Origin of the sequence: Micromonospora sp. NPDC049679 (assembly GCF_040659735.1) — a bacterium.
Lineage (GTDB): Bacteria > Actinomycetota > Actinomycetes > Mycobacteriales > Micromonosporaceae > Micromonospora_I.
On sequence record NZ_JBFANZ010000024.1, the window covers coordinates 36,910 to 51,032 of the forward strand.

The window sequence follows — 14,123 nt, forward strand, 5'->3', positions numbered from 1 at the left end:
CGTTACGGGGTGACGACCACGAACGGATACGAGGGCTACGAAGGCGCCGGTGAACTGCTGCGTGCGCTCTCCGCCCCGCTCCGGGTCGCGATCGTCACCGAACTCGCGGCCGGCGAGCGCTGCGTCCACGAGCTGGTCGACAAGCTCGGCGCGGCGCAGCCACTCGTCTCCCAGCATCTGCGGGTGCTGCGCGGCGCCGGGGTGGTGCACGGGTCCCGCCGCGGCCGGGAGATCGCCTACGCCCTGGTCGACGAGCACATCGCGCACATCGTGGCCGACGCGATCAGCCACGCCCGGGAGGCCAAATGACGACCGGAGACAGCACCGCCGTCCGCAACACCCGGCAGCGCAGCGCGGTCAGTGCCCTCCTCGCCGACGTGGAGGGGTTCCACAGCGCCCAGGAGTTGCACGCCATGCTGCGCGACCGGGGTGAGCGGGTCGGGCTCACCACCGTCTACCGCACGCTGCAGGGGCTGGCCGACTCCGGTGAGATCGACGTGATGCGGCCACCGGGCGGTGAGCACCTCTACCGCCGGTGCAGCCAGGGCCACCACCATCACCTGGTCTGCCGCTCCTGCGGCCGGACGGTCGAGGTCGAGGGGCCGGCCGTGGAGAGCTGGGCGGAGCGGGTCGCGGCGCAGCACGGCTACGCCAACGTCAGCCACACCCTGGAAATCTTCGGCACCTGTCCTGACTGCGCCCGCTGACCGCGGCCCCGCTGATCTCCCCGGCGGCTTGACGCGGGCGCTCGATGCGGCACGCTGAGCGGCGTGAAGATTTACGCCGACCGTTTTCCGACCGCCGCCCGCCAACTCGTCACCGATCTACTCGTCGTCGCCTGGGTCTACGCCTGGGTCCGGGCCGCGATGTGGCTGCACGACCTGATCGAGAAGCTCGCCGTACCGGGTCAGAAGCTGGAGGGCGCCGGTGGCGGCCTCGCCGACAACCTCGCGGACGCCGGCGGCAAGGTGGGGCGGGTCCCGATCGTCGGCGACGACCTGACCGCGCCGTTCAACAAGGCGGCCGAGGCGGCACGGTCGATGGCCGAAGCGGGCCGCGATCAGCAGGCGCTGGTCGGCGATCTCGCGCTCGCGCTCGCCCTGGCGCTGCTGGTCTTCCCGCTCGGGGTGGTGCTCCTCGGCTGGCTGCCACTGCGGGTGCGCTGGATGCGGCGCGCGGCGACGGCAGCCGCGCTGCGCTCGGCGCCCGCCGGGCGGGACCTGCTCGCGCTGCGGGCCCTGGCGACCCGGCCGCTGCGCACGCTCACCCGGATCGACCCGGACGTGGCCGAGGCGTGGCGCCGGGGCGACGAATCCACGGTGGACGCGCTGGCGGAGCTGGAGCTGCGTGCCCTCGGCCTGCGGCCCACGTCCCGCGCGTGACGCCATACGTCACGATCGCGCCACTTCCGGGATGTCGTGCCTCCCCGCGCTCGTGGGGCCACTCGTTCCCGGAAGTAGCGCGATACTGCTCGTGGCGGGAGCTAACCGGGCGGGATGCGGCGTCGCACGTCCGGCACGGATGACGGACCCGGCTCCCAGGCCGCCACCCACGCGGCGTCGGCGGCCGGAGCAACGATCCCGTCCTCGACGGAGGCGTAGCGGCCGTCGAGGATCCGCTTCGCGGCAGCCACGTCCACGGAGTCCGTGTTCTCCCACAGGGCACGGAAGAGCGCGTCGACGCGCAGCCGCGCCTGGCGGCAGAAGAGGTCGGCGAGTTCGACGCCCTCGGGGCGGGTCTGACGCTCGGCATGCGCCCGCACGCAGACCGCCGAGATCGCGAAGACCTCCGCGCCGATGTCCACGATCCGCCCCAGGAAGCCCTGCTTGCGTTCCAGCTTCCCCTGCCAGCGCGACATCGCGTAGAACGTCGACCGGGCGAGCTTGCGCGAGGCGCGCTCGGCGTAGCGCAGGTGGGTGGCGAGCGGGCCGAACTCCGCGTACGCCGTGGGGCTCTGACCCCGGCCGACGGCGAGCGTCGGCAACCACTTGGCGTAGAACGCCCCGGCGCGGGCGCCCGCCCGCGCCTTGCGCCCCAGCCCCGCCTCCGGGTCGATGATGTCGCCGGCCACCGAGAGGTGGGCGTCGACGGCTTCCCGGGCGATGAGCAGGTGCATGATCTCGGTGGAGCCCTCGAAGATCCGGTTGATCCGCAGGTCGCGCAGGATCTGCTCGACGGCGGCGGGACGCTCACCCCGCGCGGCGAGCGAGTCCGCGGTCTCGTAGCCGCGCCCGCCCCGGATCTGGATCAGCTCGTCGGCGATCCGCCACGCCATCTCGCTGGCGTAGAGCTTGACCAGCGCCGCCTCGATCCGGATGTCGTTGCGGTCGTCATCGGCGAGCAGGCAGCAGAGGTCGAGCATGGTTTCCATGCCGTACGTGGTCGCGGCGATGAACGACAGCTTCGTCGCCACCGCCTCGTGCGCACCGACCGGTCGACCCCACTGGACCCGCTCAGCGGCCCACTCGCGCGCCACATTGAGGCACCACTTGCCCGCGCCGACACACATCGCGGGCAGCGACAGCCGACCGGTGTTGAGCGTGGTCAGCGCGATCTTCAGGCCGCGCCCCTCGCCGCCGATGACGTTCTCCCGCGGCACGAACACGTCGTGGAACCGGGTGACGCTGTTCTCCAGGCCACGCAGGCCGAGGAACGCGTTGCGGCGCTCGACGGTGATGCCGGGCGAATCCCCCTCGACCACGAAGGCGGTGATCCCGCCCCGCCGTCCATCGGTGGCCGGGACCCGGGCCATCACGACGAGCAGGGTGGCGACCGTGCCGTTGGTGGCCCAGAGCTTGACGCCGTTGAGCCGGTAGCCGGTGCCGTCCTCCGTCGGCTCGGCGATGGTCGCCAGCCGGGCCGGATCGGAGCCGACATCGGGCTCGGTGAGCAGGAACGCCGACACCTCTCCGGCGGCGAGCCGGGGCAGGAACGTCTGCTTCTGCTCGTCGGTGCCGAACATCTTCAGCGGCTGCGGCACCCCGATCGACTGGTGCGCGGAGAGCAGGGCGCCGATCGCCGGGCTGACCGAGCCGGCGAGCATCAGCGCGCGGCAGTAGTGCAGATTGGAGAGGCCGAGGCCGCCGTACTTCTCATCGATCTTCATCCCGAACGCGCCGAGCCGGCCCAGCCCCTGGAAGACCTCGTCGGGGATCCGCGCGTCCCGCTCGATCGCCGCGCCGTCCACACCGGACCGGACGTACTCCTCGAGCGTGCGAAGGAACGGGTCGGCCTTGACGGTCGCCGCCGGGTCGGGGGTCGGCCAGGGGTTGATCAGGTCGAGCCGGAGGCGGCCGAGGAAGAGTTCCTTGCCGAAGCTCGGCTTGCCCCATTCGGACTCGCGCGCGGCCTCGGCGACCTGCCGCGACTCCTGCTCGGAGACCTGCCCGGCCTCGGCGGGGAGCAGCCCGGCTCCGTCGGAGCCGGGCTCGGCCGGCCGGCTGTTCTGCGTCGTGGTCACGGCTACCCCCTAGAGGTGGGTACGGCTACGCGAACGCTGTCTGCGGACAACGCTACTACCGGGTACTACCGAGGGGTAGGGTCATCGATGCCTACCGTTCGCGGTTCCCGCCGTCGGCGCGTCAGCGAGGCGGCGGATTCACTTCCTCCCGCTCGTTCTCCTCGTCCCCGTCGTCCTCGTCGGTCATCCGCGTGGCGAACGGGAGGATGACCCAGAAGACCAGGAACCAGACGCCGGTCGCGGCGGTGAGGACGAACGCGACCGTCCGGGGCAGGATGAAGTCGGTGATCAGCAGCACCGAGCTGACCATCGCGATGAGCATGAACGCGAGTCCACCGGTGGCCATGCGGTGCGCGAAGCGGACCAGCTGCGGTTTGCGCCCCAGTCGGAAGAGCGCCCGGTGGAACGCCACCGGCGAGATGATCATCGCGGTGGCGGCCGCCGCGGCGAGCAGCGCCACGACGTAGACGTCCTTCTGGAACGGGGTCACGTCCGGGAAGCCGTTGCTGAACGGCAGGGTCAGCAGAAACGCGAAGAGAATCTGCACGCCGGTCTGCGCCACCCGCAACTCCTGGAGCAGATCCGCGAAGTTCCGACGCCAACGCTCCTTCTCGGTCTCCCTGCTCATTGACGCTCCTCCCGTTGCGCACACCGGATACGCGCGCCGGATTGCCCGATCGCCGCCGCGATCAAACTGGGCTCAGGCGCCGCGCCGGATCCGTCCCGAATAGCGCGCCTCCAGGGCGTGGTTGTGCGCGTCGCCGTCCGGGATGTTCGCCGACAGATAGACCGGCGGCGTCTCGCCCGCCTCGACGAGCCGGCGCACCACCTCCACGACGATCTGCTGCGCCAGCAACGCCGCCGTGATCGACGAGACCGCGCCGACCGCCCCGCCACCGGGCAGCGGCACGGTGGCGTCGCCGTAGGGGGCGCCGTTGTCCAGAACGACGTCGGCCAACTCGGCGAGCTTGCGCCCGGAGGGATGCCGCGACGCCACCTGCGCCGAGTGCGCCCGCGACGTGACCACGATCAGCGGGTGCCCCCGCTCCTTGACCAGCAGGCCCAGTTCGACCACCGCGCCGTTCACCCCGGAGTTGGAGGCCATCACGAAAACATCCTGCTGCTGCACCGGCGCGAGTTCGTAGAGCCGGTGCGCGACCGCCGGATCCCGTTCGAGCATCGGGCCGAGGACCGTGGGCGGGTCGCCGCCGTAGAGCACCACGTCGCGCAGCGCGAGCTTGTTCGTCGGCACGAGGCCGCCGGCCCGACCCGCGATCTCCATCGCGAAGGCCTCCGAATGCCCGGTGCCGAAGGCGTGCACCACGCCGTCCGCGCGCAGCGCCGCCGTTATCAACTCCGCCGCGCGCCGCACCTCCTCGCGCTGACTCTCCGCCACCCGGTGGACCGTCTCGGTGACCACCGCGAGATAGCCGTCCGCGCTGAGCGTCATCCGTCCTCCGTTTCCCCGGCCGCCGTCTCCCCGGCCGCCGTCGGCCCGGCCGCCGTCGGCCCGGCGGCAGGGTCCGGTCCGCTCTTCATCGTCAGCGGTTACCGATCAACCATTCGACCGCGAAGTCGACCGCCCCGCGTTGCCGCATCAGCCGGCACTCCGCGCTGCCCACCCGGCCGCGGCGCACGACGCCCGTCGCGTCCAGGTCCTCACCGAGCAGGTCGAAGTCGCTCTCATCCAGCACCACGTCCTCCCACCACGCCCACTCCCGACCGCCGTCGGCCGTGCGCACCGCCGCGCCGACCCGCTCGCGCGGAGGCTCCGGTCGGCGATATTCGGCCAGGTGCAGCGAGGTGTTCGAATCGTGCCCGACGCCGAGCAGAAGCACGTCCCCGTCGAGGTCGTAGAGGCGCGCGAGGGGCGACTCGTCGCCGAGCATGCCGGCACGGGCGTGCCCGGCGACAATCTCCTCGGCACGCGGTCCGACCGCGGCGAACGACACCTGCGGATGATCGCTGCGGCACGCCCCCGGCCAGGTCCGCACCGCCTCCGCGATCACTCCCATCCAGCGGCTCGGCGTCGCCGCCGGATCGAAGCCCGGCATCTCGTCGCGGATCACCGGCCACCACTCGTGCGGCACGGGCGGGTTTCGCCAGGTGGCCGGATCGGTGTTGTCCGGCGTGTGCGTCGGCACCACCAGCGTGCCGTCGGGCCCGAGCGCGTCACGCAGGGCGAGCACCACCGCGTGCGGACCACCACAGACCCAACCCAACGGGCGCAGCGACGAGTGGACCAGCAGGACCGACCCGGGGCGTACCCCCAGTTCCCGCAGTTCGGCGGCGAGCGAGGTCCGGGTACGCGGCCGGGGAGTGCTCGGCACGGTCATGCCGGCGCCCGGCGGGCACGGGCCAGGATCGCGTCGACGAGCGGCGCGGGCGACTCGTCGGGAACCCAGTGCGTCACCCCGGCGAGCCGCACGAACCGGTAGTCGGCGCGGACGTGCTCGGCACACGCCAGCGCGGCCGTCTCCCCGATCGCCAGATCGCCGTCGCTCCACACGTACGTCGTCGGCACCGCCACCGGCCCGAGCCCTTCCAGGTCACGGTGGGAGAGCGCGCGGTACCAGTTCAGCGCCGCGGTGAGCGCGCCCGGTGCGCGCATCGGCCCGACGTACGTGTCGACGCGCTCCTCCCCCACGCCGCTCAGCAGTTGACGCAGCCCGGCGCCGTCGTGGTCCAGCAGCACCCGTTCGGCCTTGCCCGACTGCTGGAACAACCCGATGTACGCCGAACGCCGCCGCTGCCCCGCATCGGTCGCCAAGGCGTGCGCCATCGCCGCGGGGTGCGGCACGGAGACGGCGGTCAGCGTGCGCACACGCTGCGGATGACGGGCCGCGAGTTGCCAGCCCACGACAGCGCCCCAGTCGTGCCCCACGATGTGCGCCGCGTCGATCCCCAGCGCGTCGAGCAGAGCCACCGCGTCCGCGACACACTCCGCCATCCGGTAGTCCGCCACCTCCGTCGGCCGGGCGCCCGGCGAGTAGCCGCGCTGGTCCACTGCGTACGTACGCAGTCCCGCGGCGTGCAGCGCCGGGATGACCTCCGCCCACTCTCCGCTGTGCTGCGGAAACCCGTGCAGCAGCAGGACCGGTTCGCCGTCGTCCGGACCGCCCGCGCGGACATCGAAGGTCAACCCTCGCGCGGTGATCAGCATGGCCCGGAGCGTACCCGGCCCACCGGTCACTCGTACTGCTGCTTCGGCGGCTCGATCTCCCGCCACGTCTCCACCTTCAGGTAGGGAATGCCCTCGCCGTTGACCGGGTCGGTGCCGGTGCGGTCGGTGTAAGCGCCGATCACCTCGACCCAGGTGTCCGGGGCGAGGCCGCCCGGCGCGTTGCCGTCCAGCCCCACCTTGATGGGGCGCCCGTCGGCGGCGCAGCACGAGAGGATGATCCGCGCCAACATCGGCTGCCCGTCCGGCCCGGTGGCCACGAAGCCGGTGAGCTGGACCCGGCGCTGCCCGAGCGAGGCGCCCTTGTCGAAGATCGCCCGGGACGCGTAGTCCAGGACGCTGACCTTCGCCGGATCACCGTCGGGAAGCGGCGGATAGTCGGAGACCTGCTGGCTGGAGAGGGCGGTGCCGGCCTGACCGGCCGCGTACGACCCGAGCGCCGGTGGAGCGACCAGCAGCAGGCCGAGCACCGGCAGGATCAGCAGCCAACCCACCCGCGGCTCGTGGTGTCCGCGACCGCCGTGGTCGTGCCCGTGGTCATCCCCGGCGCTCCCGGGGTCGACCGGACCGTCACCGGCCGTCCCGCCCGACGCGGGTGCCGGCCGGCGGCGGAGATCGTAGAAGAGCGTCATCACCGCGGCGGCGACCAGCAGCAGACCCGCGATGATCAGGAACGGGCGCAGCCCCTCCTTGACGTAGCGCAGGTACATGTCGGTGACGCTCGCCTTGACCACGGCGCCGCCGAGCAGCAGCAGCACGACGCCCTGAGCCTGCCGGTTCACAGCAGCACCCCTCCCACCGCGACGGCGACCAGCACCGCGATCGCGAACGTCGCCGGCGCGAACCGCAGCGCGAACCGACGGCCGAACGTGCCGGCCTGCATCGAGATCAGTTTCAGGTCGACCATCGGCCCGACCACCAGGAAGACCAGCCGCGAGGTGAGCGAGAACTGGGAGAGCGACGCGGCGACGAACGCGTCGGCCTCGGAGCAGATGGAGAGCAGCACGGCGAGCACCGCGAGGGCGATCACCGACAGCACCGGGTTGTCGGCGAGCCGCTGCAACCACACCTCGGGAACGAGGACGTTGATGGCGGCCGCCGCCATCGCGCCGATCACGAGGAAGCCGCCCGCGTGCATGACGTCGTGCCGTACCGCCGCCCAGAATGCCCGGCCCCGAGACAGGTCGTCGAGGTCGGGCCGGTGCGGCAGTCTGATCCACTCGGCGCGGCCGAGCCGCAGCCACAGCCAGCCCATCACCATCGCGACGATCAGGCTCGCGACCCCGCGACCAACCACCATCTCGGGGTTGTCGGGAAAGGCGACCGCGGTCGCCGTCAGCACGATCGGGTTGATCGCCGGCGCGGCCAGCAGGAACGCCAGCGCGGCGGCGGGGGTGACCCCGCGGCGGATCAGCGATCCGGCGATCGGCACGGACCCGCATTCGCAGCCGGGCAGCACCACCCCGGCGCAGCTGGCGACCGGCACGGCGAGGGCGGGGTGCTTCGGCAGCGCCTTCGCCCAGAACGACCGGGGCACGAAGACCGCGATGACGGCCGAGAGCACCACCCCGAAGACGAGGAACGGCATCGCCTGCACCATCACCGACACGAAGACGGTGGTCCAGGTCTGCAGGCGCGGGTCGGAGATCAGGCTCGCCACCTGCGCACGGAAGACGACCAGCAGGATCAGCAGGACGGCGAGGACCTCGACCGATCCGACGCGGTCGCCGAAGAGCCGTCGACGCGGCGGCTCCGGGTCATCGGGGGGCGCCGCGACCGGCACCGCGGGGTCGGCGGGCGGGATCGTCCATTCGATCTCGTCGCCCGCGACGCCGGGCCGGGTGGCCGTGGGGTCGGCGGAGGTCACAACAGCTTGTCCCCTTGGCTCGACGGACTCGGGCGGGCAGACCACCTTAACCCGGACACCGCGGCCAAGCGGCGCACCGCGCGGTTTACCAGGCTGTTCGCGTCCGCGCCCCGGGTGCTAGCGTCAGCGAGACAACTTCACATCCGACAGGGGAGCGCACAGCGCTGAGAGTGCGGGTGACACCGCAGACCCTCGAACCTGATCTGGGTAATGCCAGCGCAGGGAGTTCGGTCGATTCTCCAGCCGCGCCATGACCGAGGCATCACGGTCATGGCGTGCGTCTTCTCCTGGTTCGATAGAGGACTGGGAGCCAACATAATGAGTCAACCCACCAGCAGCCGCTGGCGCACGCTGGACATCGTCATCGCCTCGATCCTCGCCGTCGCCTTCGGCGTGGTCTTCTGGGCCTGGGGCTTCGTCTGGTCCGCCACCGAGGCGGCGTTCACGTTCTTCCCGCCGGCGCAGGCCGTCATCTACGGCGTCTGGCTGCTGCCGGCCGTGCTGGGCGGGCTGGTGATCCGCAAGCCGGGCGCGGCGGTCTACTGCGAGCTGCTCGCCGCACTCATCTCCGCGCTACTCGGCAGCCAGTGGGGCACCGTGGTGATCATGCAGGGCCTGGCTCAGGGCCTCGGCGCCGAACTGGCGTTCCTCGCCGTCGGCTACCGCTCGTTCCGGCTGCCGGTCGCCACCCTGGCCGGCGCCCTCGCCGGCCTCGCCGCCGCCATGTTCGACCAGGTCCGGTACTACTACGCCTACGACTTCGCGACCGTGCGGCTCCCGTACCTCGTGATCACCGTGATCAGCGCCGCGCTGATCGCCGGCATGGGCGGGTGGGCACTGACCCGGGCGCTGGCCCAGACCGGCGTCCTGGACCGCTTCCCCGCCGGCCGCGACCGCGCCGCCGTCTGACCCCCACCTCCACATGCACACGTCGATCATGAAGTTGTCGCCCGGGAACCGGCCCGCACGGGCGACAACTTCATGATCGACGGGGATGGGACCGGGCGCGCGAGGGAAGGGAGCCGGCGTGGGCGCGGTTGAGCTGCGCGGATTCGGGTGGCGGCACGCCGGTCGCAAGGCCTGGGCCGTACGCGGCGCCGACCTGCGCATCGAGCACGGCGAACGCGTCCTGCTGCTCGGCCCCTCCGGAGCCGGCAAGAGCACCCTGCTCGCCGCGCTCGCCGGGCTGCTCCCCGAGGACTCCGGGGAACAGGAGGGCCTCGTCGAGATCGACGGGCTGGACCCGCGCAAGGCGCGCGAACGGGTCGGCATCGTCTTCCAGGACCCGGAGACGCAGCTGGTGATGGCCCGCTCCGGCGACGACGTCGCGTTCGGGCTGGAGAACCGGGGCGTCCCGGCGGACGAGATCTGGCCACGGGTCGACGAGGCGCTGCGCCGGGTCGGTTTCCCGTACGGCCGCGACCGCCCGACCGCCGCGCTCTCGGGCGGCGAACAGCAACGCCTCGCACTGGCCGGGGCCCTCGCACTCCGGCCGGACCTCCTGCTGCTCGACGAACCGACCGCCAACCTCGACCCCGTGGGCGCGATCCTGGTCCGCGAGGCGATCGCGACCGCGCTCCGCCCCGACACCACCCTGATCCTCGTCGAGCACCGGGTCGCCGAGGCGCTCCCGCTGGTCGACCGGGTGGTGGTCCTCGCGCCGGGCGGCGGGATCAGCGCCGACGGCACGCCGGACGCGGTCTTCGACCGGCACGGCGAGACGCTGGCCGCCGCCGGCGTCTGGGTGCCCGGCCGACCCGTGACGCCACGGCCGGCGCGCACCGCCCCGGGCGATCCGCTGCTCGCCGCCGAGGGGCTCGGGCTGCCGCCCCGGTTGGCGCCGACAGACCTGACCGTACGGGCCAACGAGGCGCTCGCCGTCCTCGGCCCGAACGGCGCCGGCAAGTCGACGCTGGCGCTCCTGCTCGGCGGGCTGCTCAAGCCGGGCGCCGGAGGGGTCAGCGCCTCGACCACCCTGGCCGGACGGGACGCGGCCACTCCCCCGCACCGCTGGCGGGCGCCCGCGCTGACCCGCCGGATCGGCTCGGTCTTCCAGGATCCCGAGCACCAGTTCGTCACCAGCACCGTCTTCGACGAGCTGGCACTCGGTCCCCGCCGCACCGGGCGATCGGAGACGGAGACCAGATCCATCGTGGACGAGCTGCTGGGGCGGCTACGACTGGACCGGCTCGCCGGCGCCAACCCGTACACCCTCTCCGGTGGCGAGGCGCGGCGGCTGAGCGTCGCCACGGCGCTTGCCACCGCCCCCCGGCTGCTCGTGCTGGACGAGCCGACCTTCGGTCAGGACCGGCGGACCTGGATCGAGCTGGTCGAGCTGCTCGCCGCGCTGCGCGACGCCGGTCACGGCATCGTCACGGTCACCCACGACGCGGACTTCGTCGCCGCGCTGGCCGACCGGACCGTGACCCTGGACCGGAGCGTGACGCGGTGACGGAGCTGCCGCGCGGGGCCCCCGTCGCCGACAACAATGCCCCGCTGGCCCGGCGCAATCCGGTTGCCAAGCTCGCCGCCGCGCTGCTCTTCTCGCTGACGCTGATCGCCACCATCGATCCGGTCGCGCCCGCCGTGGCGATCGCCATCGAGCTGGCCGTGCTGCCGCTCTTCGGCGTCCGGTACCGGACGCTCGCCCGCCGGGCCTGGCCGCTGCTGGCATCCGCCCTCGGGATCGTGGTCACCCTGGTGCTCTTCGCCGCCGAGCGGACCGGCACCGTCCTGCTCACCGTGGGGCCGGTCGCGGTGACCACCGGCGTGCTGGCCGACGCCCTGGGGCTGGCGCTGCGGGTGATCGCGGTGGCGCTGCCGGGCGTGATGGTCTTCGCGACCACCGACCCGACCGACCTGGCCGACGCACTGATCCAGAACGCCAAGGCGTCGCCGCGCTTCGCGATCGGCGCGCTCGCCGCGTTCCGGCTGCTGCCGCTCCTGTCGGTCGAGTGGCAGATGCTCTCGATGGCGCGGCGGGCCCGCGGCGTGGACGCGGGGCGGAACCCGCTGGCCCGGCTGCGAATCTTCGCCTCCACCGCGTTCGCGCTGCTGGTCGGGGCGATCCGGCGCGGCACCCGGCTCGCCACCGCGATGGATGCCCGCGGCTTCGACGCCGGCACCCCGCGTACGCTCGCCCGCCAGCAGCGCTTCACCGCCGCCGACGCGGCGTTGGTCGCCGGGGCCGTCGCGCTGGCGGCGCTCGCGTTGACGGTGAGCATCGTGCTCGGCACGTTCCGACCGCTGATCAGCTGATCTCCGCCACCCGTAGCGGCAGCCGCATGTTCGCACAGGGGCTGTGAGCAGGTCACCTCCCGTTCTTGATGTTGCGCCACATTGAAGGCACCTGAACTCCCGCCATCATGGAGCGACCCATGGGCCACGGCCACCATCACCACCATGATCACGACCACGCCACCGGCGCTGACGTACCCCCCGCTCTTGATCTGTCCGTGCCCGACGGTGAACTGGCGCCGTCGGACCTCTCCCGCCGCGGCTTCCTGCGCAACGCCGGCCTCCTCGGCGCCGGCGCGGCCGCCACCGTGCTCGCCGCACCGCACGCCGCCCACGCCCAGCAGGCCGACCACCAGCAAGGGCCGGGCGGCGACCGGGAGCGCACCGGCGGTTTCCAGTGGCTTGCCGGCGACCACCACATCCACACGCAGTACAGCCCGGACGGCATGTACCGGGTGCTCGACCAGGCGCAGCACGCCCGGGCGTACGGCCTGGACTGGATGGTCGTCACCGACCACGGCACCGACGCGCACGCGAAGATCGGCGTGGAGAAGGTGAACCCCGACATCCGGGCGGCCCGCTCCGAACTGCGCGACCTGCTGGTCTTCCAGGGACTGGAGTGGAACATCCCGGCCGCCGAGCACGGCACCGTCTTCGTCCACCCCGGGCAGCACGAGGTGGCCGTCCTCAAGGAGTTCGAGAACGCCTACGACGGTACGGTCAGGAAGGCGAGCGATCCCGGCGCCACCAACGAGGCGCTCGCCATCGCCGGCATCAAGTTCCTCGGCGAGGCCGTCCGCAAGCGGCGCGTCGACGGCGCGCTCTTCCTCGCCAACCACCCGTCGCGACGCGGCGTCGACTCCCCTCACGAGATCCGGGCCTGGCGCGACGCCGACCCGAGCGTCGCGGTCGGCATGGAGGGCGCACCCGGCCACCAGGCCGCCGGCATCACCAAGCCGCACGGCGCCGGCGGTGGCCGCGGCTACTACGAGGGGAGCCCGTCCGCCGCGTCCTTCCCCGGCTACCCGCTGGAGAGCTACCGCACCTGGGGCGGCTTCGACTGGATGACCTCCACGGTCGGCGGCCTCTGGGACAGCCTGCTCGCGGAGGGGCGCGCCTGGTGGGTGACGGCCAACTCCGACTCGCACACCATCTACCTCGACTCCGCCACCCGCGGGCCGGGCAGCGACTTCAACGCGAACGGGAGGTACAACGACCCCGTACACGGCGGCCAGGTCCTCACCACGGCCGGTGACTTCTGGCCGGGCTACTACAGCCGTACCCACGTCGGCGCCACATCGTTCGCATACCGCGCCGTGATGGACGGGCTCCGCGCGGGGCGGGTCTGGGTCGACCACGGCGGCCTGATCAGGGGCCTCGACGTCCGAACCCGGGTCGCGGGCGACCGGCGCGCGAACTCCGGCACGCCGCTCGGCGGTGTCATGCGGGTCCGCCGCGGCCAGTCCGTCGAGCTCACCATCGACGTCGACCTCGCCACCACCCCCAACTGGGCGCAGTTCGTGCCGGTGCTCGCCCGCGTCGACGTGATCGCGGGCGCAGTGAGCGGGCCGGTCTCCGACCCGGACAGCTTCACCGCCCCGAACACGAAGGTGGTCAAGTCCTTCGAGGTCGCGCGCGGCTCGTCGAAGGTCTCGTTCAGCTACTCGTTCGGCAAGGTCGACAAGCCCTTCTACGTCCGCGTCCGCGGCACCGACGGCAACCGCACTACCGCAGGCCTGCTGGGCGCGGGCGTCGACCCGGTCGGCCCGGCGATGGACGTGGTCGGCGACGCCGACCCGTGGAAGGACCTCTGGTTCTACGCGAACCCGATCTGGATCCTGCCGGTCTGATGTACCTGGGTATCAGTCTCGGTCACGGGACGGACCGGGAGGCCGAGCACTGGCTGCGCGAGAACGTGCGGCCGCTCGGCCTCCCGGGGCTCGTGGCCTGCACGCATCTTGTCCGCACCCCCCGGCCACACGTGGCGATCAGCCTGTCGGTCTCCTCCCCGGTGCCGCTTCCGCCGGGCCTGCCGGAGTTGCGGGAGGGGACGGCGCTCGCCGTCCACGAACACCGGGCCCGCCGCTCCGGCCGCGCGGTGCTCTATCCCGGGATCGAACACCTGGTCGGCACGGTGCGTGTCGACGAACTGCTCGAACGGACCGCAATCGACCAGGTGGTCCTGCTCGGCGGGGCCCGCGCGGCGCCGGAGACGGCGATCGAGACCGGCGATTTCGTCCGCCCACAGTGGAGGAACGGCGAGCTGACGCTGATCGCGACGCCGTTGCGCCCGGGCCGCATCGCGCCGTTCGAGATGCCGAATCCCACCCCCTGCTGCGCCGGCCACTAACCCCCCCTGCCCCGCCCCGCCCCGCCTG

At 72.6% G+C, this 14,123-nt stretch carries 15 protein-coding genes and 1 riboswitch; of the genes, 8 read left to right on the plus strand and 7 right to left on the minus strand.

What is annotated here, in order from left to right; genetic code table 11:
- Window positions 1–9 precede the first annotated feature (9 nt).
- The 3 genes from AB0J06_RS17185 to AB0J06_RS17195 all read left to right on the plus strand — a co-directional run bounded on the left by AB0J06_RS17185 (window position 10) and on the right by AB0J06_RS17195 (window position 1,382).
- Complete coding sequence (locus AB0J06_RS17185) at window positions 10–309, plus strand: metalloregulator ArsR/SmtB family transcription factor (protein WP_357429496.1); 300 nt, start codon at window positions 10–12, stop codon at window positions 307–309.
- Window positions 306–707, plus strand: a complete 402-nt coding sequence (locus AB0J06_RS17190; protein ID WP_357429498.1) for a Fur family transcriptional regulator — start codon at window positions 306–308, stop codon at window positions 705–707. Before AB0J06_RS17185 ends, AB0J06_RS17190 begins: the two co-directional genes overlap by 4 nt.
- 63 nt (window positions 708–770) lie before the next feature.
- Window positions 771–1,382 (plus strand): hypothetical protein, encoded by a 612-nt coding sequence (locus AB0J06_RS17195; protein ID WP_357429500.1) that lies wholly within the window; start codon window positions 771–773, stop codon window positions 1,380–1,382.
- Window positions 1,383–1,483: 101 nt separating this feature from the next.
- Here AB0J06_RS17195 and AB0J06_RS17200 read toward each other — a convergent pair whose 3' ends face one another.
- From AB0J06_RS17200 to AB0J06_RS17230, 7 genes are all read right to left on the minus strand, one after another.
- Window positions 1,484–3,460, minus strand: a complete 1,977-nt coding sequence (locus tag AB0J06_RS17200) for an acyl-CoA dehydrogenase family protein (protein ID WP_357429502.1) — start codon at window positions 3,458–3,460, stop codon at window positions 1,484–1,486.
- Between the two features lie 121 nt (window positions 3,461–3,581).
- Window positions 3,582–4,088 (minus strand): DUF6328 family protein, encoded by a 507-nt coding sequence (locus AB0J06_RS17205; RefSeq protein WP_357429504.1) that lies wholly within the window; start codon window positions 4,086–4,088, stop codon window positions 3,582–3,584.
- A gap of 72 nt (window positions 4,089–4,160) precedes the next feature.
- Window positions 4,161–4,910: an SIS domain-containing protein gene (locus tag AB0J06_RS17210; protein ID WP_357429506.1), complete on the minus strand. Its 750-nt coding sequence runs from the start codon at window positions 4,908–4,910 to the stop codon at window positions 4,161–4,163.
- 91 nt (window positions 4,911–5,001) lie between these two features.
- Complete coding sequence (locus AB0J06_RS17215) at window positions 5,002–5,796, minus strand: AAC(3) family N-acetyltransferase (protein ID WP_357429508.1); 795 nt, start codon at window positions 5,794–5,796, stop codon at window positions 5,002–5,004.
- Entirely contained in the window at window positions 5,793–6,623 is an 831-nt protein-coding gene (locus AB0J06_RS17220) for an alpha/beta hydrolase (RefSeq protein ID WP_357429510.1), read from the minus strand. The genes AB0J06_RS17215 and AB0J06_RS17220 overlap by 4 nt, the downstream gene beginning before the upstream one ends.
- Before the next feature lie 26 nt (window positions 6,624–6,649).
- The gene (locus tag AB0J06_RS17225; RefSeq protein ID WP_357429512.1) at window positions 6,650–7,423 is read right to left on the minus strand and encodes a TIGR03943 family protein; all 774 of its coding nucleotides are present in this window, start codon (window positions 7,421–7,423) and stop codon (window positions 6,650–6,652) included.
- On the minus strand, window positions 7,420–8,424 hold the full coding sequence (locus AB0J06_RS17230; protein ID WP_357429607.1) for a permease: 1,005 nt from the start codon (window positions 8,422–8,424) through the stop codon (window positions 7,420–7,422). The genes AB0J06_RS17225 and AB0J06_RS17230 overlap by 4 nt, the downstream gene beginning before the upstream one ends.
- Window positions 8,425–8,646: 222 nt before the next feature.
- Window positions 8,647–8,751: riboswitch (TPP riboswitch) on the plus strand.
- Window positions 8,752–8,826: 75 nt separating this feature from the next.
- On the opposite strand from AB0J06_RS17230, the gene AB0J06_RS17235 reads away from it, so the two are divergent.
- From AB0J06_RS17235 to AB0J06_RS17255, 5 genes are all read left to right on the plus strand, one after another.
- Window positions 8,827–9,417 carry an ECF transporter S component gene (locus AB0J06_RS17235; protein ID WP_357429514.1) on the plus strand — a complete coding sequence of 197 codons (591 nt, stop codon included), beginning with the start codon at window positions 8,827–8,829 and terminating at the stop codon, window positions 9,415–9,417.
- 118 nt (window positions 9,418–9,535) lie between these two features.
- Window positions 9,536–10,960: an ATP-binding cassette domain-containing protein gene (locus AB0J06_RS17240; protein WP_357429516.1), complete on the plus strand. Its 1,425-nt coding sequence runs from the start codon at window positions 9,536–9,538 to the stop codon at window positions 10,958–10,960.
- Between the two features lie 5 nt (window positions 10,961–10,965).
- Window positions 10,966–11,766 (plus strand): energy-coupling factor transporter transmembrane component T, encoded by an 801-nt coding sequence (locus AB0J06_RS17245; RefSeq protein WP_357429609.1) that lies wholly within the window; start codon window positions 10,966–10,968, stop codon window positions 11,764–11,766.
- Between the two features lie 119 nt (window positions 11,767–11,885).
- Window positions 11,886–13,595 carry a PHP domain-containing protein gene (locus AB0J06_RS17250; RefSeq protein ID WP_357429518.1) on the plus strand — a complete coding sequence of 570 codons (1,710 nt, stop codon included), beginning with the start codon at window positions 11,886–11,888 and terminating at the stop codon, window positions 13,593–13,595.
- Complete coding sequence (locus AB0J06_RS17255; protein ID WP_357429520.1) at window positions 13,595–14,095, plus strand: hypothetical protein; 501 nt, start codon at window positions 13,595–13,597, stop codon at window positions 14,093–14,095. Before AB0J06_RS17250 ends, AB0J06_RS17255 begins: the two co-directional genes overlap by 1 nt.
- Window positions 14,096–14,123 lie beyond the last annotated feature (28 nt).

What these genes read in the sequence shown, in the direction of transcription:
- AB0J06_RS17190 (WP_357429498.1), top strand. Translation starts at nt 306, where the DNA reads ATGACGACCGGAGACAGCACCGCCGTCCGCAACACCCGGCAGCGCAGC.
- AB0J06_RS17205 (WP_357429504.1), bottom strand. Translation starts at nt 4,088, where the DNA reads ATGAGCAGGGAGACCGAGAAGGAGCGTTGGCGTCGGAACTTCGCGGAT.
- AB0J06_RS17210 (WP_357429506.1), bottom strand. Translation starts at nt 4,910, where the DNA reads ATGACGCTCAGCGCGGACGGCTATCTCGCGGTGGTCACCGAGACGGTC.
- AB0J06_RS17215 (WP_357429508.1), bottom strand. Translation starts at nt 5,796, where the DNA reads ATGACCGTGCCGAGCACTCCCCGGCCGCGTACCCGGACCTCGCTCGCC.
- AB0J06_RS17220 (WP_357429510.1), bottom strand. Translation starts at nt 6,623, where the DNA reads ATGCTGATCACCGCGCGAGGGTTGACCTTCGATGTCCGCGCGGGCGGT.
- AB0J06_RS17235 (WP_357429514.1), top strand. Translation starts at nt 8,827, where the DNA reads ATGAGTCAACCCACCAGCAGCCGCTGGCGCACGCTGGACATCGTCATC.
- AB0J06_RS17250 (WP_357429518.1), top strand. Translation starts at nt 11,886, where the DNA reads ATGGGCCACGGCCACCATCACCACCATGATCACGACCACGCCACCGGC.
- AB0J06_RS17255 (WP_357429520.1), top strand. Translation starts at nt 13,595, where the DNA reads ATGTACCTGGGTATCAGTCTCGGTCACGGGACGGACCGGGAGGCCGAG.